We start from the raw sequence: 24820 nt of genomic DNA, 5'->3' as shown, positions 1-24820 counted from the left end.
GTCAGCGGACCCTCCGCAGGGCGCTCGCGATCGCGACCGCGCGCAGCGGCGCCGCCGCCTTGTTCTGCGACTCCAGGTACTCGGACGGCGGATCCGAGTCGGCGACCAGGCCGCCGCCCGCCTGCACCCGCGCCACGCCGTCGGACAGGAGGGCCGTCCGGATCGCGATGGCGAGGTCGGCGTCGCCTGCGAAGTCGAAGTAGCCCACCACCCCGCCGTAGACGCCGCGCTGCGCGGGTTCCAGCTCGTCGATGATCTCGAGCGCGCGCGGCTTCGGCGCTCCCGAGAGAGTGCCCGCGGGGAACGTCGCCCGGAACACGTCGACCGCGTCCGCATCCGGTCGCAGCTCGCCCTCGACCGACGAGACGAGGTGCATGATGTGGCTGAAGCGCTCGATCCGCATGAACTCCGTGACCTCGACGGTGCCCGCGACGCAGACCTTCGAGATGTCGTTGCGGGCGAGGTCGACGAGCATGAGGTGCTCGGCGCGCTCCTTCGGATCCGCGGCGAGCGTCTCCGCGAGCTCCGCGTCCTCCTCGGGCGTCGCGCCGCGCGGCTTCGACCCGGCGATCGGGTGCGTGTACACCCGGCCCCCGGTCACCTTGACCAGGGCCTCGGGCGACGAGCCCACGACCGAGTAGGGCGTCCCGTTCGGCCGCTCGAGCGACAGCAGGTACATGTACGGGCTCGGGTTGAGCGCACGCAGGACCCGGTACACGTCGACCGGTGACGCGGTGGTGTCGAGCTCGAACCGCTGCGAGATCACGACCTGGAAGATGTCCCCGTCCCGGATGTACTGCTTCGCGGTGTCGACCGAGGCGAGGAAGTCGGCCCGCTCGGTCCGCAGCCGGGGCGTCGGCACGATCGCGAAGTCGGCCTCGGCGAGGTCGGCGGGGAGGGGCGCCGCGAGCCGGGTCTGCAGCGAGTCCAGTCGCGCCTGCGCCTCCGTCCAGAGCCGGCCGGAGTCCGCGTCGCCGTCGGCCAGCTCGGTGACGACGAGGAGGACGGTGCCCTTCTGGTGGTCGACGACCACGAGCTCGGAGACGAAGCTCAGCGCCTGCCCCGGCACGTCGAACTCGGCGGGCGGCGCGTCGGGCAGGTGCTCGAGCTGGCGGATCGCCTCCCAGCCGATGAAGCCGACGAGACCCCCCGTGAGCGGCGGCAGCCCGGCGATCCGCGGCGTCCGCCAGCGCTCCACGAGGCGGGCGATGGCCTCGAGCGGCCCGGCGACCGGGTCCGTGCCGAGCGCGCGCTCGGCGTCGAGTCCCGTGTCGAGCCAGACGGCCTCGTCGCCCTGCTGGGTGAGCACGCCGAAGGAGGACACGCCGACGAAGGACCAGCGCGACCAGATGCCGCCCTGCTCGGCCGACTCGAGGAGGAACGTGCCCGGCCGGGCCTGCCCGCCCGCCCGCGTCGCGAGCTTGCGGTAGATGCCGACCGGGGTCTCCTCGCCGGCGAAGAGCTCGCGGACGACGGGCACGACCCGGTGATCCGGGACGAGCCGGTCGAACTCGGCGCGCGTGGTGCTAGGCACGGTCCCCTCCCCTGGTCCCGCCGAGAACGGGCTCGAGCGGGTCGACGTCGAAGCAGGCGTGCGCACCGGTGTGGCAGGCCGGGCCCACCTGGTGCACCGTGACGAGGAGCGTGTCCGCGTCGCAGTCGAGCGCGGCGCCGCGCACGTACTGCACGTTGCCGGAGGTGTCGCCCTTGCGCCAGTACTCGCGCCGGCTGCGGGACCAGAACGTGACCCGCCCCTCGGTGAGCGTGCGGCGCAGCGCCTCTGCGTTCATCCAGCCGAGCATGAGGACGTCGCGGCTGCCCTCCTCCTGGATGATCGCGGGCAGCAGCCCGGACGCGTCGAAGCGCGCCCGCGCGAGCACCTGATCGATCGCCTCGGCGTCGGTCATGACCGCACCTCTATCCCTTCCGCTGCGAGCTCCCGCTTGACCTCGCCCACCGTCAGCGAACGCGAGTGGAACACGGACGCCGCGAGCACCGCGTCCGCGCCGGCCTGGACCGCGGGGGCGAAGTCGCGCAGGGCGCCCGCTCCGCCCGAGGCGATGACCGGCACCGAGCTCACCGAGCGCATCGCGGTGATGAGCTCGAGGTCGTACCCCGCCTTCGTGCCGTCCGCGTCGATCGAGTTGACGAGCAGCTCCCCCGCCCCCAGGCGGACGGCCTCGGCCGCCCACTCCAGCGCGTCGAGCTCCGTCAGGCGGCGGCCGCCGTGCGTCGTCACGACGAAGCCGGACGGCGTCCCGGGGGCGCGCGTCACGTCGAGCGACAGCACGACGACCTGCGCGCCGAACCGGTCGGCGATCTCCGCGATGAGGGGCGGACGGGCGATGGCCGCGCTGTTGATCCCGATCTTGTCCGCGCCGCTCGCGAGCAGGCGGGCGACGTCCGCGACCGAGCGCACTCCCCCGCCCACCGTCAGCGGGATGAACACCTGCTCGGCGGTACGGGTGACGACGTCGTACATCGTCGCCCGGTCCTCGGTCGTCGCCGTGACGTCCAGGAACGTGAGCTCGTCGGCTCCCTGCTCGTAGTAGGCGCGGGAGAGCTCGACGGGGTCGCCCTGATCCCGCAGCTCCTTGAAGTTGACGCCCTTCACGACGCGGCCCGCGGCCACGTCGAGACAGGGGATCACCCGGACGGCGAGCGACATCAGATGCGGGCGGCGTGGATGGGGCTCACGAGGATGGCGCGCGCGCCGAGCTCGTAGAGACGGTCCATGACGAGGTTCGTGTCGTTGCGCGGGACCATGACGCGGACGGCGACCCAGCCGGTGTCGCGCAGCGGCGAGACGGTCGGCGACTCGAGGCCGGGAGTGATGGACGACGCCTCGTCGATGAGCCCGGCGGGGAGGTCGTAGTCCATCAGCACGTACTGGTGGGCGACCATGACGCCCTGGAGCCGGCGCACGAGCGTGTCGATGCCCGGCCTCGACGCGTCCGCGCTCACGAGCACGGCGGTCGACCGCAGGATGACGGGACCGAAGATCTCGAGGCCCTGCCGGCGCAGGGTCGTGCCGGTCTCGACGACGTCCGCCACCGCGTCCGCGACCCCGAGCCGCACCGCGGACTCCACCGCGCCGTCCAGGCGGATCAGGTCGACGGCGACGCCCTCGCGGCGCAGGAACTCGCCGACGAGGCCGGTGTAGCTCGTGGCGATCCGCGCGCCCTCGAGGTCGGAGAGGGCCTCGAAGCGGCCGATCGGTCCCGCGAAGCGGAACGTGGAGGCGCCGAAGTCGAGCTCCTGCACCTCGGTCGCGGCGGAGCCGGAGTCGAGGAGGAGGTCGCGTCCGGTGATGCCGACATCCAGCGCCCCGGATCCGACGTAGGTGGCGATGTCGCGGGGCCGGAGGTAGAAGAACTCGGCGTCGTTGCGGGGATCCGCGACGATGAGCTCCTTGGGGTCGCGGCGCACCGCGTACCCCGCCTCGCGGAGCATGTCGACGGTGGTCTCACTGAGCGTGCCCTTGTTGGGCACTGCGATCTTCAGCATGTGGGCTTTCGGCAGAGGGAGGGTGGGCGAACCGGGCTGCGAGGCGGAGCCGGTCACAGATGTCGGTAGACGTCCTCCGGACCGAGGCCGCGGGCGAGGAGCATCACCTGGAGGTGGTAGAGGAGCTGCGAGGCCTCCTCCGCGAGCCGCTCGTCCGACTCGTGCTCCGCGGCCATCCAGACCTCCGCGGCCTCCTCGACGATCTTCTTGCCGATGGCGTGCACGCCGGCGTCGAGCTCGGCGACCGTGCCGGAACCGGCGGGCCGAGTGCGGGCCTTGTCCGCGAGCTCGGCGAACAGGTCGTCGAAGGATTTCACCGCAACAGGCTACCGGTCCGCGTGGAGCGCCTTCGCCGGGTGCTGGTGCGCGACCCTCCGCAGCTCCTGGATCGCCTTCGAGGGATCCCCGGAACGGAACACGCTCGAGCCCGCGACGAACGTGTTCGCGCCGTGAGCCGCCGCGGTCCCGATCGTGGCCGTGGAGATGCCGCCGTCGACCTGGATGCGGAGGTCGCGTCCGGCGCGCGCCGCGGCCTCGGCGACCTGCTGGAGCTTGGGCATCGTGTGGTGCAGGAACTCCTGGCCCCCGAAGCCCGGCTCGACGGTCATCACGAGGACCATGTCGAACTCGTCGAGCCGGTCGAGCCACGGGTCCGCCGGAGTCCCCGGCTTCAGCGCGATCGCGGCTCGCGCGCCCCGCTCCCGGATCGCTCGAGCAGTTGCGACGGGGTCGGCGGCGGCCTCCACGTGGAAGGTGACGGAGGCGGCGCCGGCCGCGGCGTAGTCCGGCGCCCAGCGGTCGGGATCCTCGATCATGAGGTGGACGTCGAGGTCCAGGGGGCTCACCTCGGCGAGCCGCTGCACCACTGGAAGGCCGAGCGTGAGGTTCGGCACGAAGTGGTTGTCCATGACGTCGACGTGCACCAGGTCCGCCTCCTGGATGCGCTGGAGCTCCCGCTCCAGGTTCGCGAAGTCGGCGGCCAGGATGCTCGGGTGGATCGTCAGGGACACCCGGGAAGTCTACTGACGGCCCCGCGACGCCCTGGGGAGGCCGCCGTCCTTGGTGAGGAGGGCGATGAACATGCCGTCGGTGCCGTGCCGGTGGGGCCAGAGCTGCACGGCTTCGCCGACGGCGGCGTCCCGCAGGGCGCCTCCGGTGACCTCGGCGAGAACGGCGCCGGTGTCGAGCGGCACGAGCTCGGGAGTCGCCGCGAGGGCGCCCGCGACCACCTCGCGCGTCTCGTCGCGATGGGGCGAGCAGGTGACGTAGGCGAGGACGCCGCCGGGCTTGAGCGCCGCGACCGCGGAGGCGAGGAGCTCGCGCTGCAGCGGGACGAGGGAGGCGACGTCGTCCTCCGACTTGCGCCAGCGCGCCTCGGGGCGCCGCCGCAGCGCGCCGAGCCCGGTGCACGGGGCGTCGAGCATGATGCGGTCGAAGAGCCCCTCGGCGCCGTCGCCGAAGCGGCGCCCGTCCCCGACCACGACCTCGTGCACGCCCGGCACGGCGTCCAGCGCGTTCTGCACCAGGTCGGCGCGGCCGGGCACGACCTCGTTCGCGAGGAGGGATGCACCGCCCTGCGCCGCTTCGGCCGCGAGCACGGCGGCCTTGCCGCCGGGTCCCGCGCACATGTCCAGCCACCGCTCCCCCAGTCCCACCGGGCGCGCACGAGTGAGGGCGAGCGCGGCCAGCTGGGAACCCTCGTCCTGCACGCGGACGCTGCCCTCGCGGACGGCGGGGAGGCTCAGCGGGTCGCCGCCGCCGAGCACCATGCCGAGCGGCGAGAACTCGGTCGGCGGCAGCCCGACCGCCCTGCGGTTCCCGATGCCGGGCAGGGCGACGAGGCCGACCTTGGGCGGGGCGTTGTCGGCCTCGAGCAGGTAGGTGAGCTCCGACTCGCGACCGTCGAGGGCGAGCACCTCGCGGAAGGCGTGCACGACCCAGGCGGGATGCGAGTGCAGCACGGACAGCCGCTCGTCCTCGCCCGAGGTCCCCTCGAGGACCCGGTGCAGCCACTCCTCCCGGTCGACGCGGGAGATCGCGCGCAGGACGCCGTTGACGAAGCCGGCGCCGGAGCGCACCCCGGAGGTCTTGGCCTGGAGCACCGCCTCGTTCACGGCGGCGTGCGGGGCGACGCGCATCGACAGGAGCTGGTGGGCGCCGAGCCGGAGGATGTCGAGCAGCGGCGGATCGATCCGGGAGGCCGGACGCCCGGCGGCCAGCTCGATGACGCGGTCGTAGTAGCCGGAGCGCCGCAGCGTGCCGTAGGTGAGCTCGGTCGCCAGTGCGGCGTCCGCGGTGCCGAGGCCGGCGCGGTGCACGCGGGCCGGGAGCAGGAGATTGGCGTAGGCGTCCTCGGCGGACACGGCGCGGATGACCTCGAGCGCCACGCGGCGGGCCGGCTGCACGGCCGGCTTCCGGGCCGGCGCTGCGCTCACGCCGGCACCTCGACGGGATCCGCGGTCAGCGCGTCCACCCCGCGGCCGCGCCACCAGGCGGCGCCGTCCATGGGCCTGCCGCCGGGCGGCTGCACCCGGACCAGCTCGACCGGCGCGTCCGCGGTGCCGAGCAGCAGTCGCCCGCGGACGAGGCGGATGACACCGTGCGGGAGCGCCTCGGCGTCCGGGACGCGCGCGGCGGCGTGCACCTTGAGCCGGTCGCCGCCGAGCAGGAGGTAGGCGCCGGGCTCCGGCGTGGCCCCCCGGATGCGGTCGAGCACCCGCTGCGACGGCTCCCGCCAGTCGATCGCGCCGTCGAGGAGCGTGAGCTTCGGGGCGAGGGTGGCCTCGCCCTCCTGCGGCACCGCGACGGCGGTGCCGTCCGCGATCCGGTCGACCACGTCGGCGAGGAGACCGGCGCCGTCCCGGGCGAGGGCCTCGAGCAGATCCCCCGCGGTCTCGTCGGGGGCGATGGAGCGCCGGCGGGTGGCGAAGACGGGTCCGGTGTCCATCCCGCGCTCCAGCTGGAAGACGCTCGCCCCGGTCTCCCGGTCGCCCGCGAGCAGGGCGCGCTGGACGGGCGCCGCCCCGCGCCAGCGCGGCAGCAGCGAGAAGTGGAGGTTGATCCATCCATGCCGGGGAAGCGTGAGCACCGGCGCCCGCAGCAGCGCGCCGTAGGCGACGACGACGCCGAGGTCGGGCGCGAGGTCGCGCAGCCGCGACTGGTACTCCTCGTCCAGCGCGGCCGGCCGGTCGACGGAGAGCCCGAGCTCGGCCGCGCGAGCGGCGACCGGGGACGGGGTGAGCACGCGCTTGCGGCCGACGGGCGCATCGGGGCGGGTGAGGACGGTCGCGATCTCGTGGGGCCCTGCCGCGAGGCGCTCCAGGCTGGGGACCGCGGCCGCGGGGGTTCCCGCGAAGACCAGCCTCATCCCTCGCCTCTCCTGCCCGCGGCGCTTACGACCGGCCGAGCATCCGGTGAACGAGTGTAGGTCCCGCGGATCGGGCGCGAGGTCACAGGGCGTCGGGGTCGTCCATACGGACGCGGAGGGTCGGCGCGGGACGGCGGTCGCGCGCGTCGGCGGAGCGGGGACGGCGACCCGTCGCGGCGCGCAGGATGCCGGTGCGCAGCACCCCGGCGACGGCAGCGCCGTGCGCATAGTCGAAGCGGAGGACGGTGCGCACGCCCTCCTCGACGTGCTCGCTGCCGACCACGGTGGCGCCCGCGGCCTCCGCCTCGGTCAGCAGCGGCTCCACCAGGCGGAGCGGTCCCGTCACCGTGGCGACGCGGACGGCCGGGGGGAAGCGCAGCTGGCGGCGGTCCGCGAGCTCCCGGGACAGGAAGTCGCTCTGCCGCCAGGTGGCCAGCGCGGTCGCGATCGGGCCGCCCACGCCCACGAGGTGCACGGGCGCGCCCGGGGCCGCGAGCGAGGCGGCGGCGGACCACCAGCGGAGGCAGTCCTCGGCGACCCTCGCGCTCTCGCGCATCAGCATCCGCTGCCCGTCGAGGAGCAGCACGGCGCGATAGCCGCCGTCGGGGAGGGGCTCGGCGCCGCGCGTCGCGATGATGAGGGCGGGCTCGTCCCCGACCCGCTCGATCGGCCGCTCGCCGTCCGAGATCCGCACCGGGACACCGGGGAATGCCCGCGCGAGGTCGTGCGCCGTGCGCCCGGCGTCCGCGGCCATGGGGGTCCCGGCTCGCATCGCGTCGAGGGCGGCGCTGCCCGGGCGCGCGACCTGCAGGAGCACGGGCCCGGTCGCGAGGGCCTGGCTCGCCGCGCGCCAGGCCGCCTGAGGGATGCGGGGCGCGCCCGGATCGTCCGGCGTCAGCACAACGGCGGGGGCGCGGACCACGCGCGGCGCGACGGGGCGGAGCCAGCCGAGCTCGACGAGCCGCTGCGCCGCCGTGGACCGCGAGAGCGACAGCAGCACGAGGCGGCAGCCGGACTGCTGATGCCGCACGAGCGCGGCGTCGCGGGCGTGGACGTAGGGGGCGAGCGGCTCGGCGAACAGGGGGTCGCCGTCGTTCCAGAGAGCGAGCAGCCCGAGGCGGTGGACCGGGGCGTACACCGCCGACCGGTTGCCGATGACGATGCACGGGCGCTCCTCGAGCGCGGAGAGAAAGGCCTGATAGCGCTCGGAGTTGGTCTGCCGCGCGTCCAGCCGGAGGACGACGGCGCCGTCCGCCACGGCGTCCAGGGCCGCCTGCACCTGGTCCTGGTCCCGGTAGTCCGGCAGCGCGAGGATGGCGCTGCGCCCGGCCGCCACCTCACGCACCGCGAGCTGGGCGAGGGTCAGGGCCCAGGCGCCGATCCAGCGATCGCCCGCCTGCACGAGGCCGGGGACCGCATCGGCCGCGACGCGATCTCCGGCACTCGACGCCACGTCGTCCGGGTAGCCGCTGACCGGGACTGCGGCGGGCGGGCCGTCCGGCTCGGGCGGGCGCTTCCCGTCCCGCCATGCCTTCTCGACGCGCACCTGACGCTTCGGGATGGCGAGCCGCAGGACGTCGCTCGCGCTGCCCGCGGCGCGGTCCGCGACGGCGCGGGCGAGGGCGTACACCTCCGGGGTGAGCACGCGCTGCTCGGAGACGAGCGCCTCGATCGGGCTCAGCTCCCCCGGCACCTCGGACGTCGCCGCGGTCTCGACCACGTACGCGTCGGCGATGCGCCCCGCCATCCGCAGCGGTACGCGGACCCGGACGCCCGGCCGGACCGTGGCGCGGAGCTCCTCGGGGATGCGGTAGTCGAAGAGGTGGTCGAGCTGCGGCAGCGGGGTGTCGATCAGCACCCGCGCTACCGCGGGCGGCTCCCCGTCCATCGCCCGGTCAGAGCCCGGCCGCGCTGCGCAGGTCGTCGACCTTGTCGAGCCGCTCCCAGGTGAAGCCGGGCAGCTCGCGGCCGAAGTGGCCGTACGTCGCGGTCCGCGCGTAGACCGGGCGCAGGAGGTCGAGGTCGCGGATGATCGCGGCCGGCCGGAGGTCGAACACCTCGCGGATGGAGCGGATGATCGTCTCGTCCGGCACCGCACCCGTGCCGAAGGTCTCGACGTAGAGGCCGACCGGGGCCGCCCTGCCGATGGCGTAGGCCACCTGCACCTCGAGCCGCTCGGCGAGTCCGGCGGCCACCGCGTTCTTCGCGACCCAGCGCATCGCGTAGGCCGCGGACCGGTCCACCTTCGAGGGGTCCTTCCCGCTGAAGGCGCCGCCGCCGTGGCGGGCGGCCCCGCCATAGGTGTCGACGATGATCTTCCGGCCCGTGAGCCCCGCGTCGCCCTTGGGTCCGCCGATCTCGAACCTGCCGGTCGGGTTGATGAGGAGCCGGACGTCGGAGGTGTGCAGCGGAGCGTGCTCGAGGACGGGGTGGATGACGGCCTCGGTCACCTCGGCCTGGAGCCGGGCGGTGTCGACGTGCGGGGCGTGCTGGGTCGAGAGCACCACCGTCTCGACGCTCACCGGCTCCCGGCCGTCGTAGCCGACCGTGACCTGCGTCTTGCCGTCCGGCCGCAGGTAGTCGAGGACGCCGTCGCGGCGCACCTGCGCGAGCCGCTCGGCGAGCCGGTGCGCGAGCCAGATCGGCAGCGGCATGAGCTGGGGCGTCTCGTGAGTCGCGAAGCCGAACATGATGCCCTGGTCGCCCGCGCCGAGCAGGTCGAGGTCGTCGCTGTGCCGGCCCTCGGCGTCGGCTTCGCGCACCTCGAGGGCGCGGTCGACGCCCTGGGCGATGTCGGGTGACTGCGCGCCGATCGAGACCGAGACCCCGCAGCTGTCGGCGTCGAAGCTCTTCTCCGACGAGTCGTACCCGATCTCGCGGATCTTGCCGCGGACGATCCCGGGGATGTCGGCGTAGCCCGTCGTGCTCACCTCGCCCGCGACGTGCACGAGGCCCGTGGTCACGAGCGTCTCGACGGCGACGCGGCTCTGCGGGTCCTGCTCGAGCAGGGCGTCGAGGATCGAGTCGGAGATCTGGTCGCAGATCTTGTCGGGGTGTCCCTCGGTCACGGACTCGGAGGTGAACAGGCGCAGTGCTGCCAAGATGGCTCCAACGGTCGGCGGGGGCCCGTCCCGCGAACGGTGTGACGAGCAGCGGCTCAGACGAGCACGTCGAGTATGCGGTGGGCCACCGACAGCTTGTCGCCCGCGGCCTCCCCCACTATAGAGCCGGCCGAATCGAGCACCGTCACGGCGTTGCCCTCGGTGCCGAAACCCTCGGACCAGCCCACCCTGTTGAGGACGAGGTAGTCGACGCCCTTCCGCGCGGCCTTCTCCCGGGCGATGGCGAGCAGCCGCTCGGGGTCCTGCTCGGTCTCGGCCGCGAAGCCGATGACGACCTGTCCGTCGCGGCGGGACGGCGCGAGGGCGCCCGAGGTCAGCTCCCGGAGGATGTCGGGGTTCTTGACGAGACGGACGTCGTACTCGTCGCCGAGCGCGTCCTTCTTGAGCTTCGCGTCGGCGACCCGCTCGGGCCGGTAGTCCGCGACCGCGGCGGCCATGATGACCGCGTCCGCGTCGCGCGCGTGCCGCGCCACGGCGTCGGCGAGCTCCCGGGCGCTCCCGGCCGAGTGGACCTCGACGCCGTGCGGGGCCGGGATCTCGAGGTGGGCCGCGACGAGGATCACCGACGCGCCCCGGTCGCGGGCCGCCTCGGCGATCGCGACGCCCTGCCGCCCGCTCGACCGGTTGCCGAGGAAGCGGACGGGGTCGAGCGGCTCCCGGGTACCGCCGGCGGTCACGAGCAAGCGGCGGCCGGCGAGGTCCTGGGGCCGGACGGCGGCCAGGGCGGCGGCGTAGATCTCGTCGGGCTCCGCCATCCGGCCGGCGCCGACGTCCGAGCCCGTGAGAGCTCCCGTGCCGGGACCGGCGATCCGGACGCCGCGCTCGCGCAGCACGCGGAGGTTCGCGACCGTCGCCGGGTGCTCCCACATCTCGGTGTGCATCGCGGGCGCCACGACGAGCGGGGCCGCGCTCGCGAGGACGGTCGTGCCGAGCAGGTCGTCCGCGAGGCCGTGCGCGAGCTTCGCGAGCGTGTTCGCGGTCGCCGGCGCGACGACGAGGACGTCCGCGCGCTGCCCGAGGGCGACGTGCCGCACCTCGGACACGCCCTCGTAGAGGTCCGTGCCGACGGGGTTCCGGCTGATCGCCTCCAGGGTCGGCTTGCCGACGAAGCGCAGCGCCGCCTCGGTCGCGATGACGGAGACGTCGTGCCCGCCGAGCACGAAGAGACGGACGAGGGCGACCGCCTTGTACGCCGCGATGCCGCCGGTGATGCCGACGACGACGCGAAGGCGGTCGCCCTCGCCCGATGTCATTCCCGGGTCAGGCTCAGAGAGCCTTGACGACGAGCTTGTCCTCGTTGATCTCGCGCAGCGCCACCGAGAGGGGCTTGTCGTCGATCGAGGAGTCCACGAGCGGGCCGACGTTGTCGAACAGGCTGCCCTCGTGGAGGTCGGCGTAGTAGTCGTTGATCTGGCGGGCCCGCTTCGAAGCGAAGAGGACGAGGGCGTACTTGGAGTCCACCTTGCTGAGCAGATCGTCGATGGGCGGGTCGATGATGCCCGCGGACTTGGTGCTGGTCATGAGGTTCCTCCTGGTCTGCTCGGGGATCAGGCCCCGGGCGAAGTCGGCATCAATTCTACGACCTCGCGGGCTGCGGTCGGCACGTTGACGTTCACGACCTTGAAATCGAACTCGTCCTGCATCGCGAGCTCCTCCATCGCGGTGCGCAGCCGCCGGTCCTGCTCCTCCGCGTCCTCGGTGCCGCGGCCGGTGAGCCGGCGCACGAGCTCGTCCCAGCTGGGCGGCAGGAGGAACACGAGCCGGGCCTCCGGGAACACCTGGCGGACCTGCCGCGCGCCCTGGATGTCGATCTCGAGCAGCACGTTCTTGCCCTCGGCGAGGGCGAGGGTGATCGGCCCGCGCGGGGTGCCGTACCGGTAGGCGTTGTGCACGGTCGCCCACTCGAGGAACTCGCCCGCCTCGATCATCCGGTCGAACTCGTCGTCGCTGACGAAGTAGTAGTGGACGCCGTCGATCTCGCCGGGGCGCGGCGGCCGGGTCGTCGCGCTGACCGAGAGCAGCACGTCCGGGTAGTTGTCGCGGATGTGCGCGGAGACCGTGCCCTTGCCGACGGCGGTCGGGCCGGCGAGCACGACGAGCGAGCCGGGCTCGAGCTTGCGCTTCTGCCGCTCGACGAGGAACTCGCGCAGCCGCTTGCGCTGGTGCACGCCGAGCCCCCCGACCCGCTTCGAGGGCGAGATCCCGAGTTCGGCCATGATCCGCGCGGTGCGGGTCGGGCCGAGCCAGGGGATGCTGCCGATCAGCTCGCTGACGCGGAGGGTGGACTCCGCGGGGTGGTCGGGCGTCGCGGCGTCGAGGACCTCGCTCGCCGTCCGCTCGCCGCTCGCGATCTGCCGCTTCACCTCGGCCCGGGCCCGCCGCGCCGCGACGGCGGCGCGGGAGCCCGCGATCCGGTCGACCTCGGGCGGCTTCACGCGTAGGCCTCCGCCACCTGCGCCACCTGGCGGTCGATGGCGTCCCGGATCCCCTCCGACCCTGCGGAGAGGATGCTGCGCGAGGCGGTCACGATCACCTGGCCCGCGGTCACGCCGAAGATGCTGCGCACCTGCGAGAAGTCGGCCCCCTGGTACCCGAAGCCCGGCGCGAGGATGGGAGCGGCCGGCCCGCGGGCCAGCTCGTCGAGGTCGATCCCCACGTCCTCGAAGTCGATGGTCGCCCCCATCACCACTCCGATGGACCCGAGCTGCTGGCCGTCGTGGTGGGCGGCGTTCCAGTCGGCGACCCGCGACGCGATTCCGCCCGCGACCGTCTTCCCCGCCTGGCTCTCGCGCTGGATGATCGACGTCTGGACCGCGGTGGCCTCGGGGTTCGACGTGGCCGAGAGCACCATGAGGCCCTTCCCCGACGTCTCGGCGAACCGCAGCGGCGCCTCGAGCGCCCCGAAGCCCTGGTAGGCGCTGATCGTCATGGCGTCCGCCTCGAGCGGCGATCCCGGGCTGAGCCACGCCTCGGCGTACGCCTCGAGCGTGGAGCCGAGGTCGCCGCGCTTCACGTCGGCGATGACGACGAGCCCCGCCGCGCGGGCCTCGACGAGGACCTCCTCCAGGACCCGGTAGCCGATGGAGCCGAACCGCTCGTAGAACGCGACCTGCGGCTTCACGATCCCGACCCGGCCCGCGCACGCCTCGATGACCCGCAGGCCGAACTCGTGCGCGCCCACCGCGCTGAGCGGCAGCCCCCACTCCTTCAGCAGGTACTCATGCGGGTCGATCCCGATGCACAGATGGCCGTAGGTGCCGAAAGCCGCTGCGAGCCGATCGCCGAACGGCGCCGGTTCCGATGCGGTCATCCGATCGCGCTCCTTCCCGGTTTGGTGTCCCCCGCCAGCCCAGCCGAGGCGGCGCGCTGATCAGCGTATTCCTGCAGCGACGTGACTTCGAATCCTGCCCGGGTCGCCTCGATGGACGCGACCGCGGCGGACAGCTGGGCGATGGTCGTGAACAGCGGCTTGTCGCCGGCGACCGCCGCGGCCCGGATCTCGTAGCCGTCCGCTCGGGCCGCTCCGCCGCTCGGCGTGTTGATCACGACGTCGACCGCGTTCTGCTCGATCACGTCGACGATCGTGGGGCCTGCACCGGGGGCGCCGCGCTCGCTGTGCTTGGCGACCACGGTGGCCTCGATGCCGTTCCGGCGCAGCACCTCGGCCGTGCCCTCGGTCGCGAGAAGGGAGAAGCCGAGCTGGGATAGGCGGAGCACCGGGAGGATGATCGCGCGCTTGTCCCGGTCGGCGACCGAGACGAACACGGTCCCTCCCTCCGGCATGCCGCCGTACGCGGCGTCCTGGCTCTTCGCGAACGCGCGCGGGAAGTCGCGGTCGATCCCCATCACCTCGCCGGTGGAGCGCATCTCCGGGCCGAGGAGGGTGTCGACGATGCGGCCGTCGGTCGTGCGGAACCGCTTGAAGGGCAGCACGGCCTCCTTGACCGCGACGGGCGACGAGGCCGGGACGCGGGAGCCGTCCTGCGCCGGCAGCATCCCCGATTCGACGAGGGACGCGATGCTCTCCCCCACCATGAGCAGCGACGCGGCCTTCGCGAGCGGGATGCCGAGGGCCTTCGACACGAACGGGACCGTGCGGGACGCGCGCGGGTTCGCCTCGAGCACGTAGAGCACGCCCGCGCCGATGGCGAACTGCACGTTGAGCAGCCCGCGCACGCCGATGCCCTGCGCGATCGCGAGCGTGGCCTCCCGGACCGCCTGGATCTGCGTCTGGCCGAGGGTGACCGGCGGGAGGGTGCAGCTCGAGTCTCCGGAGTGGATCCCCGCCTCCTCGATGTGCTCCATGATCCCGCCGATGTACAGCCGCTCCCCGTCGTAGAGCGCGTCGACGTCGATCTCGATCGCGTCGTCGAGGAAGCGGTCGACGAGCAGCGGATGCGTCGGACCGACGATCCCCTGGCCCTCGATGCGCGAGAAGTAGTCCTCGAGCTGCTCGCGTCCGTACACGATCTCCATGCCGCGGCCGCCGAGCACGTACGAGGGCCGGACGAGCACCGGGAAGCCGATGGACTCGGCGACCTCGAGGGCGCCCGCGAGGTCCGTGGCCGTGCCGTTCTTCGGGGCGACGAGGCCGGCGTCGCGGAGGATGCCCGCGAACAGGCCCCGCTCCTCGGCGAGGTCGATCGCCGCGGGCGAGGTGCCGAGGATCGGCACGCCGGCCGCCTCGAGCCCCTTCGCGAGGCCCAGCGCGGTCTGCCCGCCGAGCTGGACCACGGCCCCGACGAGGGTGCCGGTCGCGCTCTCGGCCTCGACGACCTCGAGGACGTCCTCGAGCGTGAGCGGCTCGAAGTAGAGGCGGTCGGAGGTGTCGTAGTCCGTCGAGACCGTCTCCGGGTTGCAGTTGATCATCACGGTCTCGTAGCCGGCCGCGGACAGGGCGAACGCGGCGTGCACGCACGAGTAGTCGAACTCGACGCCCTGGCCGATCCGGTTCGGGCCCGAGCCCAGGATGATGACCTTGCGCTGATCGCTCGGCTCCACCTCCGTCTCCTCGTCGTAGGACGAGTAGTGGTAGGGGGTGAGCGCGGGGAACTCGCCCGCGCAGGTGTCCACGGTCTTGTAGACCGGGCGCACCCGCAGGGCGTGCCGGACGGCCCGGACCTCGCCCTCGTCGAGTCCCCGGAGCTCGCCGATCTGGGCGTCGGAGAAGCCGTGCTCCTTGGCGAGCCGGAGCAGGCCGGCGTCGAGCTCCTCCGCGGCCGCGATCTCGGCCGCGATCTCGTTGATCAGCACGATCTGGTCGAGGAACCACGGATCGATGCCCGTGGCCTGGAAGACGTCGTCGACGCTCGCTCCCGCGAACAGCGCCCGCTGCACGGTGACGATGCGGCCGTCGGTCGGCATCTCGGCCCGGGCCAGGAGCTCGGCCACCGGCTCGACGTGCGGCGCCCAGGAGAACGACGAGCCGCGCTTCTCGAGGGAGCGGAGCGCCTTCTGCAGGGCCGTCGTGAAGTTGCGGCCGATCGCCATGGCCTCGCCGACGCTCTTCATGGTGGTGGTGAGGCGGGCGTCCGCCGCGGGGAACTTCTCGAACGCGAACCGCGGCACCTTGACGACGATGTAGTCGAGCGTCGGCTCGAAGCTCGCCGGGGTCACGCGCGTGATGTCGTTCGGGATCTCGTCGAGGCGGTAGCCGATCGCGAGCTTGGCGGCGATCTTCGCGATCGGGAAGCCGGTCGCCTTGCTCGCGAGCGCGCTCGAGCGCGAGACGCGCGGGTTCATCTCGATGACGATGATGCGGCCGGTCGCCGGGTCGACCGCGAACTGGATGTTGCAGCCGCCGGTGTCGACGCCCACGGCGCGGATGATGTCGATGCCGATGTCGCGGAGCCGCTGGTACTCGCGGTCGGTGAGCGTCAGCGCGGGCGCGACCGTGATCGAGTCCCCGGTGTGCACGCCGACGGGGTCGACGTTCTCGATGGAGCACACGACCACCGTGTTGTCGGCCGAGTCGCGCATCAGCTCGAGCTCGTACTCCTTCCACCCGAGGATGCTCTCCTCGAGCAGGACCTCGGCGGTCGGGCTCGAGTGGAGGCCGTCGCCGACGATGCGCTTCAGCTCCTCGGGGTTGTACGCGAAGCCGGAGCCGAGGCCGCCCATCGTGAACGAGGGACGGACGACGAGGGGGTAGCCGAGCTCCTCGGCGTACTCGAGCGCCTCGTCGAGCGTGTGCGCGATCCGGGACCGGGCCACCTCGGCGCCCGCCTCGACGACGAGCTCCTTGAACAGCTGCCGGTCCTCGCCCTTGCGGATGGCGTCCACCTTGGCGCCGATGAGCTCGACCCCGTACTTGTCGAGGATGCCGCGGTCGTGCAGGGCCATCGCGGCGTTGAGCGCCGTCTGGCCGCCCAGGGTCGGCAGGATCGCGTCCGGCTTCTCCTTGGCGATGATCTTCTCGATCACCTCGGGGGTGATCGGCTCGACGTAGGTGGCGTCCGCGAAGTCGGGGTCCGTCATGATCGTGGCGGGGTTCGAGTTCACAAGGATCACGCGGACGCCCTCGGCCCGCAGCACGCGGCAGGCCTGGGTTCCCGAGTAGTCGAACTCGACCGCCTGGCCGATGACGATCGGGCCGGACCCGATCACCAGGACGCTCTGGATGTCGTCGCGCTTGGGCATCAGGCCTTCTCCCCTGTCTCGTGGCCCGGAGTCTCGTGGCCGAGCCCGGCAGCGTCCGCTCCCGCCTGCGGGGACACGTCCCGCGGGCTGAGCTCGGGCTCCGCCTCGACGGCGATCGCCTCGGCGGCTGACCGCCGGCTCGCGAGGACCATGTCGCGGAACCGGTCGAACAGGTACTGGGAGTCGTGCGGCCCGGCCGCGGCCTCCGGGTGGTACTGGACGCTGAACGCCGGGATGTCGAGGCAGGCGATGCCCTCCACCACGTCGTCGTTGAGGTCGACGTGGGTGACCTCGGCGCGGCCGAAGCCGGCGGGCGTCTCGACCGGTCCGTCGAGCGGCGCGTCGACCGCGAAGCCGTGGTTGTGCGCCGTGATCTCGACGCGTCCCGTCCGCTTGTCGAGCACCGGCTGATTGATGCCGCGGTGCCCGAAGGGCAGCTTGTACGTGCCGAAGCCGAGCGCGCGGCCGAGCAGCTGGTTGCCGAAGCAGATGCCGAAGAAGGGCGTGCCGCGCCGGAGCACCTCGCGGAGGAGCTCGACGTGGTCGTCGGAGGCCTCGGGGTCGCCGGGGCCGTTCGAGTAGAAGACCGCGCTCGGCTCGAGGGCGTAGAGCTCCTCGGTCGTGACCGACTCGGGGACGACGTGCACGTCGAAGCCCCGCTCCGCGAGGGCGCGGATGGTGGCGGCCTTGATCCCGAGGTCGATGATCGCGACGGAGCCGATGCGCTCCGCGGTCGCCGAGACGGTGTACCTCGTGGCCGTGGAGACCACCTGCGAGAGGTGCTGGCCCTCCATGCGCGGGCTGTCCTGCACGAGCGCGAGCTGCTCGTCCTCGGCGAGCTCGGCGTCCGCCCCCGAGAAGATCCCGGCGCGCATCGCGCCCTTGTCCCGGAGGTGACGCGTGACGGCGCGCGTGTCGATGCCGCTGATGCCGACGATCCCCTGGGCGACAAGGTCCTCGTCGAGGCTGCGCACCGCGCGGTGGTTGGAGACGACGCGGGAGGGGTCGCGCACGACGTAGCCGGCGACCCAGATGCGCGAGGACTCGGGGTCCTCGTCGTTGACGCCGGTGTTGCCGATGTGCGGCGCGGTCTGCAGGACGATCTGGCCCGCGTAGGACGGGTCGGTGATCGTCTCCTGGTAGCCGGTCATGGCGGTCGCGAAGACCGCCTCGCCGAAGGTGCGCCCCCGGGCCCCGTAGGCGCGGCCGCGGAAGCGGCGGCCGTCCTCCAGGACCAGGACTGCTGGCTCGCGGGAAAGCACTCAGTTCTCTCTTTCGCTGGGGTCGGTTCTCGACGCTACCGCTCCGGGCAGGATGCCCTGGACCGCGTCGAGGAGGTGGGTGGCGTCCGAGGCGGACCTCGGGCGCAGGTAGGTGTCGACCGGGGTGCCGCCGAGGCGCCAGCCGAGGCGGACGAGGCCGTCCGGCTCGACGCCGCGGTCGATCGTCCAGGACGCGAGGCCGGCGGCGTCGAGCTCGGCGGCCGGGATCCAGGCGGCGTCGCGGCCGGTCAGCACGAGCGAGACGCCGCCCGGGAAGACCTGCACGGTCGCCTGGGCGCGATGCCCGAGCCCCGCGACCGCGACCCGCTCGAGCGGCTGGTCGCGGAGCGTGGTCGCCACGTAGAGCGCCTCGGCGGTGGCCGCCGGCACGCCGGGGTCGGTGGGCAGCTCGGCCACGGGCCCGAGGGCGGCCTGCCCGCGGGCGCGGCGCCGCCAGCCGGCGAGCATCCCGACACCCGCCAGGGCGGCGAAGACGGCCAGGACGAGGGTGGGGATCAGCTGGCTAGGCACCTGCGACCTCCGCGGCGTCCCGCAGCTCGCCCTCGAGGACGGTCGGCCGTCCGCGGTGGAAGACGGCGACCACGCGTCCGGGGAGGCTGCGGCCGAGGTACGGCGAGTTCCGGCTCCGGCCGGCGAGGTCGCCGAGGCCGAAGTCGCGGCGAGCGGAGGGGTCGTAGAGGGTGAGCTCCGCCGCGGAGCCGGCCGCGACGGGCTCGCCCTGCCCGTCGATCCCGCCGATGCGCGCGGGCGCCTCCGACATGACGCGTGCGACGCCCGCCCAGTCGAGGAGGCCGGTGTCCACCATCGCCTCGTGCACGACGGAGAGCGCCGACTCCAGGCCGACCATGCCGTTGGCGGCGGCGCTCCACTCGCAGCTCTTGCTGTCGTCCGGGTGCGGCGCGTGGTCCGTGGCGACGACGTCGATCGTGCCGTCGGCGAGGCCGGCCCGCACCGCCTCGACGTCCTCGTCGGACCGCAGCGGCGGGTTGACCTTGTAGCGGGCGTCGTAGCCCGAGGCGAGCCGGTCGGTGAGGAGGAGGTGATGCGGCGTCACCTCGGCGGTCACCGCGATGCCGCGGCTCTTCGCCCAGCGCACGATCTCGACCGAGCCGGCCGTGGAGAGGTGGCAGACGTGCAGGCGCGCGCCGGTGTGCTGGGCGAGCAGGACGTCACGGGCGATGATCGCCTCCTCCGCCACGGCGGGCCAGCCCGCGAGCCCGAGTTCCGCGCTCGCGGGGCCCTCGTTGAGCTGGGCGCCCACCGTGAGGCGGGGCTCCTGCGCGTGCTGGGCGAGGACGCCGCCGAAGCCGCGGATGTACTCGAGCGCCCGGCGCATGAGCAGCGGGTCGGCGACGCAGAACCCGTCGTCGCTGAACATGCGCACCTTCGCGCGCGACCGGGCCATCGCGCCGATGTCGGCGAGCTGCTCGCCGGCGAGCCCGCGCGTCACGGCGCCGATCGGCCGCACCGTGACATACCCGGCGGCGTCCCCGAGAGCCTGGACCTGCTCGACGACGCTCGCGGTGTCGGCGACGGGGCTCGTGTTGGCCATCGCGCTGACCGCGGTGTAGCCGCCCGCGGCCGCGGCGCGGGAGCCGGTGAGAACCGTCTCCGACCCCTCGCCGCCCGGCTCGCGCAGGTGCGTGTGGAGGTCGACGAGGCCGGGCAGCGCCAGCAGCCCGTCCGCGTCGATGCGCGTGGCGCCGGCCGCGGAGAGCCCGGTGCCCGCCTCGGCGATGATCCCCTCGTCGAGGAGGAGGTCGCCGCGGCGGCCGTCGGGCAGGGTCACGCCGGTGAGGAGGTAGCTGGTCATTCGGCGCCTCCGGCGAGAGTGAGGTACAGGGCTGCCATCCGAACGGAGACGCCGTTCGCGACCTGCTCCAGCACCGTGGAGCGGGGCGAGTCGGCGGCCTCGGACGCGATCTCGAAGCCGCGGTTCATGGGGCCCGGGTGCATGACGACGGCCCGCTCGGGCAGGGCGCGGAAGCGCGACGAGGTGAGCCCCCAGCCCGCCGAGTACTCGCGGGCGCTCGGGAAGAAGGCCTCGTTCATCCGCTCGCGCTGGACGCGCAGCATCATGACCGCATCCGGGGCGGTGTCGGCGATCGCGGCGTCGAGGTCGTGGACGGCCGCGACCGGCCAGCCGCCGATGCCGTGGGGAAGCAGGGTGGGCGGGCCGACGAGGGTCACGCGCGCGCCGAGGGTCGTGAGCAGCCAGACGTTGGACCGCGCGACCCGCGAGTGGAGGATGTCGCCGACGATGAGGACGGAGACGCCGTCGAGGTCGCGTCCCCGACTCGCCTCCCCGTGCAGGCGGCGCCGGAGGGTGAAGGCGTCGAGCAGGGCCTGGGTCGGGTGCTCGTGCGTGCCGTCGCCGGCGTTGACGACGCTGGACGCGATCCAGCCGCTCGCGGCGAGCACGGCCGGTGCCCCGGACGCCCAGTGGCGGATGACGATGCCGTCCGCGCCGATCGCCTCGAGCGTCTGCGCGGTGTCCTGCAGCGACTCGCCCTTCGAGACGCTCGAGCCCTTGGCGGCGAAGTTGATGACGTCCGCCGACAGCCGCTTCGCGGCGGCCTCGAAGGAGATGCGGGTGCGGGTCGAGTCCTCGAAGAACAGGTTCACGACGGTCCGGCCCCTCAGGGTCGGCAGCTTCTTGACCTCGCGCTGCTGGGTCGCGGCCATGTCCTCCGCGGTGTCGAGGATCCGGAGCGCGGCGTCGCGGTCCAGGTCGCGGGTGGAGAGCAGGTGCTTCACTCGGCGGCTCCGTCCTCGATGGTCACGGCCTCGACGCCGTCCGTCCCGGTGAGCCGCACGTTGACGCGCTCGCTCGCCGCGGACGGCAGGTTCTTGCCGACGTAGTCGGGCCGGATGGGCAGCTCGCGGTGGCCGCGGTCGACGAGGACGGCGAGGCGGACCGCGGCGGGACGCCCGTGGTCGGCGAGGGCGTCGAGGGCGGCGCGGATCGTGCGCCCGGAGTAGAGCACGTCGTCGACGAGGACGACGGTGCGGCCGTCGATGCCCTCGGCGGGCAGCCGGGTCGGCGCGGTGCTGCGGACCGGGTTCCGGGCGAGGTCGTCGCGGTACATGGTCACGTCGAGGGATCCCACGGGGCAGGTCCAGCCCGGCTCGCCCGCGAACTCGGTGAGGAGGCTGCCGATGCGCTCGGCGAGCTCCACCCCGCGGGTCGGGATGCCGAGGAGCACGAGGCCCTCGGTGCCCCGGTTCTGCTCGAGGATCTCGTGGGCGATGCGGGTCAGAGCCCGCTGAATGTCAGCCTGCTGCAGCACGGCACGCGCAGCCACCTGACCTCCTTCCCCGCCTCACAGGACGGCCCTTAAAGGATGTCGAACCCCTCCACCCTACCTTCCGCGGATCAGGACGACTCACGCCTATCAGGACGCAGGGGCGCTCCCGGACGCCGTTCAGGACGACACGCCGGCCGATCGCCCGTCCGTCCTGATCCGCGCAACTCCGGGTCCCGCGTAGAGGACGGCGCGGATGGTGGCCAGCACGTCCGCCCAGCCGTCGACGACCTGGCGGTACGAGAAGCGGAGCACGCGGTAGCCCGACCGGTTCAGGAACGAGTCCCGCCGTCGGTCGCTCTCGAACTCATCGCGGCCGGCGTGATGCTCCGCACCGTCGCACTCGATCACGAGCCAGCCGTGAAGCAGGAAGTCGACCCGGAAGCCGCCGATCCGGACCTGCGTCTCGGGGAACAGCCGGGCGTCCTCGAGGCCGACCCGGAGCAGGGACTCGAGGATGCTCTCCGCGGCCGGGTCGCTGCGGTCGAGGAGCAGCCTCTTCTCCCTGCTGAGCTCGGCCCGGAGCGCGACGAGCCGCTCTTCCGGCAGGAGGCCGCGCTGTCGGGCGCTGTCGACCATCCCGACGAACCAGCGGGCCGGGACGCACGCGCTCGCAGCACGAAGGCACTCCGTGGGGTCGACGCGGTACCTCCCCGGCGCGTCGCTCCAGTGCCAGACCACCGCCCGGTCCTCGCCCGCGGACACACGCCGGCCGTCGGCGGCCGCACGAAGCCGCGACGCGTTGTCGGCGAGCGCCACGTGGACACGGCCGTCGGACGGCACCGGCAGCCCGTAGGACCGGGCGGCCGAGGTGCACGTCAACCGGCCCCCCACGCGGATGGCCCGGATGGTCTCGGGATCGTGCCACGGAGCCGCATACCAGCCGATGCGCGGACGGACGAGCCGGCCCTGGTGGAGCAGCGCCGCCACCTGATGGCGACTGAACTCCTCCGCGAGGAGGTCCTGGAGGTGAGCGACACCCTCGAGGCGGAGGAGCGCGGAGGTGAGGTCGGGCATCCCCACAGGGTGCCGCGTGCGGAGGCCAGGCGGAGAGGCCCCAGCCCCCTCGGAGTGACGTGTGGCGGCAGGCGGCGGTGTGGAGGACTTCCGTGGCTTGCGCGGATCAGGAGATCCCGGTCGGGGCCCGGCGTGTCGCCCTGATCCGCGACGAAAACGGCACCTCCGTCCTGATCGGCGTGCGAACTCCTGATCCGCGCAAGTGGCGGATTCGCGCCCCGCCGGCGGACAGGCACTCGGCGTTTCAGGGTGCGCTCGCGGACGTGCGCCGGTGTCCCGGGGAGGGCGGGACACCGGGGTCCCAGGAGGGCGGGACGCGTCCCGGAAACGTCGGGATCCGCTCCCCTGGGGCCCGGGACGGGCGTCTCCGTAGCTTCGGAGACACGCAGAAGAACTGCACCGACTCCCTCAGAAAGGCACCGCAATGTCCACTCTCCTCACCCCCGCCAAGCCCGTCGCCGCCTCCTCCTCGCTCGAGGCCGCCGGCCGCACGGTGCCTCCCGCCCCCGGCCTGCTCGGATGGATGCTGCGGACCGAGGAGGCCGTGCTCCGGATCCTCCGGGTCGCCTCGGTCCCCGCACTGCGGATCGCGCTCGGCGTCGTGTTCGTCTGGTTCGGCGCGCTGAAGATCATCGGCAAGAGCCCGATCGCGGACCTCGTCGCGAGCATGCTGCCGTTCCTGCCCGGCGACACGGTCGTGATCGGCCTCGGCGTCTTCGAGGTCGTGGCCGGGCTCGCCCTGATCGCCGGGTTCCTCGTTTCCTGGGTCTCCGCCGCGATCGTCGCGCACCTCGCCACGACGTTCCTCGTCGGCATCGTGCACCCGAGCGTCGTCTTCACCGACGGCAACCCGCTCCTCGCCACGATGGAGGGCGAGTTCATCGCCAAGAACCTGGTCCTCATCGCCGCCGCGATGGTGGTCGCCGCCTTCTCCGGCCGCCGCGTCCGCCGCTGACCCCTCCCCCATCACCGAACAGGAACGGCCGAAGGGCGCCCCTCACCGGGGGCGCCCTTCGGCCGTTCGTGTGCGTGAGTCGTCAGCCGGCGGCGGCCGCCCGTCCCACCGCGGCGAGCACCCCGTGCACGAAGCCGGAGGACTCGTCCGTGCTGAGCTCCTTCGCGAGCTCCACCGCCTCGTCGATCGCGACGGCGGACGGCACCTCGTCGTTGTAGACGAGCTCCCACACGCCGATCCGCAGGACGGCGCGGTCGACCGCGGGCATGCGCGCGAGCGTCCAGCCCTGCGCGTGCTGGGCGATGAGGTCGTCGATCTCGGCCCGGTGGTCCTGGACGCCGTCGACGATGTCGCGCGCGTAGAGCCAGCTGGCGGCGCGCTGCGGCTCCCCCGCGGCGCGCTGCGCCTCCGCCTCCAGGATGTCGCCTACGGGGACCTGGCGGACGTCGGCGGCGTAGAGGATGTCCAGCGCCCGCTTGCGGGCCTTCGAGCGTGCGCTCACGTCAGTCGTTCACGCGGCCGAGGTAGTCACCCGTGCGGGTGTCCACCTTGACCTTGGTGCCGATCTCGACGAACAGCGGCACCTGGATCTGGTAGCCGGTCTCGATCGTCGCCGGCTTGGTGCCCGCGTTCGAGCGGTCGCCCTGCAGGCCCGGCTCCGTGTAGGTGATCTCCATGACGACCGAGGCCGGGAGCTCGACGTAGAGCGGGTTGCCGTTGTTCAGGGCGATCGTCGCGGTCTGGTTCTCGAGCAGGAAGTTGGCGGCGTCGCCGACGACCGTGGCGGGCACGTGGATCTGGTCGTAGTCGGAGGTGTCCATGAACACGAAGTCGTCGCCGTCCCGGTACAGGTACTGGAAGTCGCGGCGGTCGACGTTCTCGATGTCGACCTTGGCGCCCGCGTTGTACGTCTTGTCCACGACCTTGCCGGTCACGACGTTCTTGAGCTTCGTGCGCACGAACGCGCCGCCCTTGCCCGGCTTGACGTGCTGGAACTCGACGACGTTCCAGAGCTGGCCGTCGATGTTGAGGACGACGCCGTTGCGGATGTCAGCGGTAGAGGCCATTGGGGTCCTATTCGTGAGGCGGAGGGGCGCCGGAGCCGTCCGGAACGCCCCGGAAAGTGTAGTCGAGGCGCGTGCGCGCGGATGTGCGGGGGCGCTAGGAGCCGGACCGTCGCAGGACCGCGGACAGCGCGAGGCGGTAGGAGTCGAAGCCGAGACCGGCGATCACTCCGGTCGCGACGCCGGTGACGACGCTCGTGTGCCGGAACTCCTCCCGGGAGTGCGGGTTGGAGAGGTGGACCTCGAGGAGCGGCAGCCCGGAGTCCGTGACGATCGCGACCGCGTCCCGGAGGGCGTAGGAGTAGTGCGTGAAGGCCGCGGGGTTGAGGATGACGGGCATCCGCTTGTCGACGGCCTCGTGCAGCCAGCCGATGAGGGTGCCCTCGTCGTCGGTCTGCCGGAGGTCGATGAGGACATCGTCGGGCGCGTCCTCCTCGAGCTGCAGGCGCAGATCCTCGAGCGTGCCCCGCCCGTAGACATCGGGTTCGCGGGTCCCCAGCCGTCCGAGGTTCGGTCCGTTGAGCACCAGCACGCGAGTCACGGCGGCCAGCCTATCGGGCC

25 protein-coding genes are annotated in these 24820 nt (G+C 73.1%); 1 reads left to right on the top strand and 24 read right to left on the bottom strand.

What is annotated here, in order from left to right; translation table 11 throughout:
- Position 1 precedes the first annotated feature (1 nt).
- The 21 genes from J3P30_RS12725 to J3P30_RS12625 all read right to left on the bottom strand — a co-directional run bounded on the left by J3P30_RS12725 (position 2) and on the right by J3P30_RS12625 (position 22240).
- Positions 2 to 1534, bottom strand: a complete 1533-nt coding sequence (locus tag J3P30_RS12725; protein WP_210481382.1) for an anthranilate synthase component I — start codon at positions 1532 to 1534, stop codon at positions 2 to 4.
- On the bottom strand, positions 1527 to 1907 hold the full coding sequence (hisI, locus tag J3P30_RS12720) for a phosphoribosyl-AMP cyclohydrolase (protein WP_210481381.1): 381 nt from the start codon (positions 1905 to 1907) through the stop codon (positions 1527 to 1529). Before hisI ends, J3P30_RS12725 begins: the two co-directional genes overlap by 8 nt.
- Positions 1904 to 2668, bottom strand: a complete 765-nt coding sequence (gene hisF, locus J3P30_RS12715) for an imidazole glycerol phosphate synthase subunit HisF (protein ID WP_210481380.1) — start codon at positions 2666 to 2668, stop codon at positions 1904 to 1906. The genes hisI and hisF overlap by 4 nt, the downstream gene beginning before the upstream one ends.
- A complete protein-coding gene (gene hisG, locus J3P30_RS12710; protein ID WP_210481379.1) occupies positions 2668 to 3507 on the bottom strand; it encodes an ATP phosphoribosyltransferase in 840 nt (279 codons plus the stop codon). The genes hisF and hisG overlap by 1 nt, the downstream gene beginning before the upstream one ends.
- Positions 3508 to 3560: 53 nt before the next feature.
- Positions 3561 to 3824 (bottom strand): phosphoribosyl-ATP diphosphatase, encoded by a 264-nt coding sequence (locus J3P30_RS12705; protein WP_210481378.1) that lies wholly within the window; start codon positions 3822 to 3824, stop codon positions 3561 to 3563.
- A 9-nt stretch (positions 3825 to 3833) separates the two neighbouring features.
- Positions 3834 to 4517 (bottom strand): ribulose-phosphate 3-epimerase, encoded by a 684-nt coding sequence (gene rpe / locus J3P30_RS12700; protein ID WP_210481377.1) that lies wholly within the window; start codon positions 4515 to 4517, stop codon positions 3834 to 3836.
- 9 nt (positions 4518 to 4526) lie between these two features.
- Positions 4527 to 5942 (bottom strand): transcription antitermination factor NusB, encoded by a 1416-nt coding sequence (locus J3P30_RS12695; RefSeq protein WP_307807501.1) that lies wholly within the window; start codon positions 5940 to 5942, stop codon positions 4527 to 4529.
- Positions 5939 to 6874: a methionyl-tRNA formyltransferase gene (gene fmt, locus J3P30_RS12690; RefSeq protein WP_210481376.1), complete on the bottom strand. Its 936-nt coding sequence runs from the start codon at positions 6872 to 6874 to the stop codon at positions 5939 to 5941. Before fmt ends, J3P30_RS12695 begins: the two co-directional genes overlap by 4 nt.
- Before the next feature lie 82 nt (positions 6875 to 6956).
- Entirely contained in the window at positions 6957 to 8732 is a 1776-nt protein-coding gene (locus J3P30_RS12685) for a primosomal protein N' (RefSeq protein WP_307807500.1), read from the bottom strand.
- A 37-nt stretch (positions 8733 to 8769) separates the two neighbouring features.
- Positions 8770 to 9975, bottom strand: coding sequence for a methionine adenosyltransferase (gene metK / locus J3P30_RS12680; protein ID WP_210481374.1), 1206 nt, complete (start codon positions 9973 to 9975; stop codon positions 8770 to 8772).
- A 56-nt stretch (positions 9976 to 10031) separates the two neighbouring features.
- Complete coding sequence (coaBC, locus tag J3P30_RS12675; RefSeq protein WP_210481373.1) at positions 10032 to 11249, bottom strand: bifunctional phosphopantothenoylcysteine decarboxylase/phosphopantothenate--cysteine ligase CoaBC; 1218 nt, start codon at positions 11247 to 11249, stop codon at positions 10032 to 10034.
- A 13-nt stretch (positions 11250 to 11262) separates the two neighbouring features.
- Positions 11263 to 11517: a DNA-directed RNA polymerase subunit omega gene (gene rpoZ, locus J3P30_RS12670; RefSeq protein WP_210481372.1), complete on the bottom strand. Its 255-nt coding sequence runs from the start codon at positions 11515 to 11517 to the stop codon at positions 11263 to 11265.
- A 26-nt stretch (positions 11518 to 11543) separates the two neighbouring features.
- Positions 11544 to 12431, bottom strand: a complete 888-nt coding sequence (gene gmk, locus J3P30_RS12665; RefSeq protein ID WP_307807499.1) for a guanylate kinase — start codon at positions 12429 to 12431, stop codon at positions 11544 to 11546.
- On the bottom strand, positions 12428 to 13306 hold the full coding sequence (gene pyrF, locus J3P30_RS12660; protein ID WP_210481371.1) for an orotidine-5'-phosphate decarboxylase: 879 nt from the start codon (positions 13304 to 13306) through the stop codon (positions 12428 to 12430). The genes gmk and pyrF overlap by 4 nt, the downstream gene beginning before the upstream one ends.
- The gene (carB, locus tag J3P30_RS12655) at positions 13303 to 16635 is read right to left on the bottom strand and encodes a carbamoyl-phosphate synthase large subunit (protein WP_210481370.1); all 3333 of its coding nucleotides are present in this window, start codon (positions 16633 to 16635) and stop codon (positions 13303 to 13305) included. Before carB ends, pyrF begins: the two co-directional genes overlap by 4 nt.
- Positions 16635 to 17897 (bottom strand): glutamine-hydrolyzing carbamoyl-phosphate synthase small subunit, encoded by a 1263-nt coding sequence (gene carA / locus J3P30_RS12650; RefSeq protein WP_210481369.1) that lies wholly within the window; start codon positions 17895 to 17897, stop codon positions 16635 to 16637. The genes carB and carA overlap by 1 nt, the downstream gene beginning before the upstream one ends.
- Entirely contained in the window at positions 17898 to 18428 is a 531-nt protein-coding gene (locus J3P30_RS12645; RefSeq protein ID WP_307807498.1) for a hypothetical protein, read from the bottom strand. It abuts the gene before it with no gap.
- Entirely contained in the window at positions 18421 to 19731 is a 1311-nt protein-coding gene (locus tag J3P30_RS12640; RefSeq protein WP_210481368.1) for a dihydroorotase, read from the bottom strand. Before J3P30_RS12640 ends, J3P30_RS12645 begins: the two co-directional genes overlap by 8 nt.
- On the bottom strand, positions 19728 to 20675 hold the full coding sequence (locus J3P30_RS12635; RefSeq protein ID WP_210481367.1) for an aspartate carbamoyltransferase catalytic subunit: 948 nt from the start codon (positions 20673 to 20675) through the stop codon (positions 19728 to 19730). Before J3P30_RS12635 ends, J3P30_RS12640 begins: the two co-directional genes overlap by 4 nt.
- A complete protein-coding gene (gene pyrR, locus J3P30_RS12630; protein WP_210481366.1) occupies positions 20672 to 21223 on the bottom strand; it encodes a bifunctional pyr operon transcriptional regulator/uracil phosphoribosyltransferase PyrR in 552 nt (183 codons plus the stop codon). Before pyrR ends, J3P30_RS12635 begins: the two co-directional genes overlap by 4 nt.
- A 120-nt stretch (positions 21224 to 21343) precedes the next feature.
- Positions 21344 to 22240: an endonuclease domain-containing protein gene (locus tag J3P30_RS12625; RefSeq protein ID WP_210481365.1), complete on the bottom strand. Its 897-nt coding sequence runs from the start codon at positions 22238 to 22240 to the stop codon at positions 21344 to 21346.
- A 424-nt stretch (positions 22241 to 22664) separates the two neighbouring features.
- Between J3P30_RS12625 and J3P30_RS12620 the strand changes: the two genes are divergently transcribed.
- Positions 22665 to 23195 (top strand): DoxX family protein, encoded by a 531-nt coding sequence (locus tag J3P30_RS12620; RefSeq protein ID WP_210481364.1) that lies wholly within the window; start codon positions 22665 to 22667, stop codon positions 23193 to 23195.
- 82 nt (positions 23196 to 23277) lie between these two features.
- On the opposite strand, the gene nusB is transcribed toward J3P30_RS12620, so the two are convergent.
- The 3 genes from nusB to J3P30_RS12605 all read right to left on the bottom strand — a co-directional run bounded on the left by nusB (position 23278) and on the right by J3P30_RS12605 (position 24800).
- Positions 23278 to 23697: a transcription antitermination factor NusB gene (gene nusB, locus J3P30_RS12615; RefSeq protein ID WP_210481363.1), complete on the bottom strand. Its 420-nt coding sequence runs from the start codon at positions 23695 to 23697 to the stop codon at positions 23278 to 23280.
- 1 nt (position 23698) lies between these two features.
- A complete protein-coding gene (efp, locus tag J3P30_RS12610) occupies positions 23699 to 24262 on the bottom strand; it encodes an elongation factor P (protein ID WP_210481362.1) in 564 nt (187 codons plus the stop codon).
- A gap of 94 nt (positions 24263 to 24356) precedes the next feature.
- Complete coding sequence (locus tag J3P30_RS12605) at positions 24357 to 24800, bottom strand: type II 3-dehydroquinate dehydratase (RefSeq protein WP_210481361.1); 444 nt, start codon at positions 24798 to 24800, stop codon at positions 24357 to 24359.
- Positions 24801 to 24820 lie beyond the last annotated feature (20 nt).

This window comes from Naasia sp. SYSU D00948, from assembly GCF_017916515.1.
Taxonomy (GTDB): domain Bacteria; phylum Actinomycetota; class Actinomycetes; order Actinomycetales; family Microbacteriaceae; genus Naasia.
Note: the sequence above shows the minus strand (reverse complement) of the source record. Positions and strands in the feature narration are given on the sequence as shown.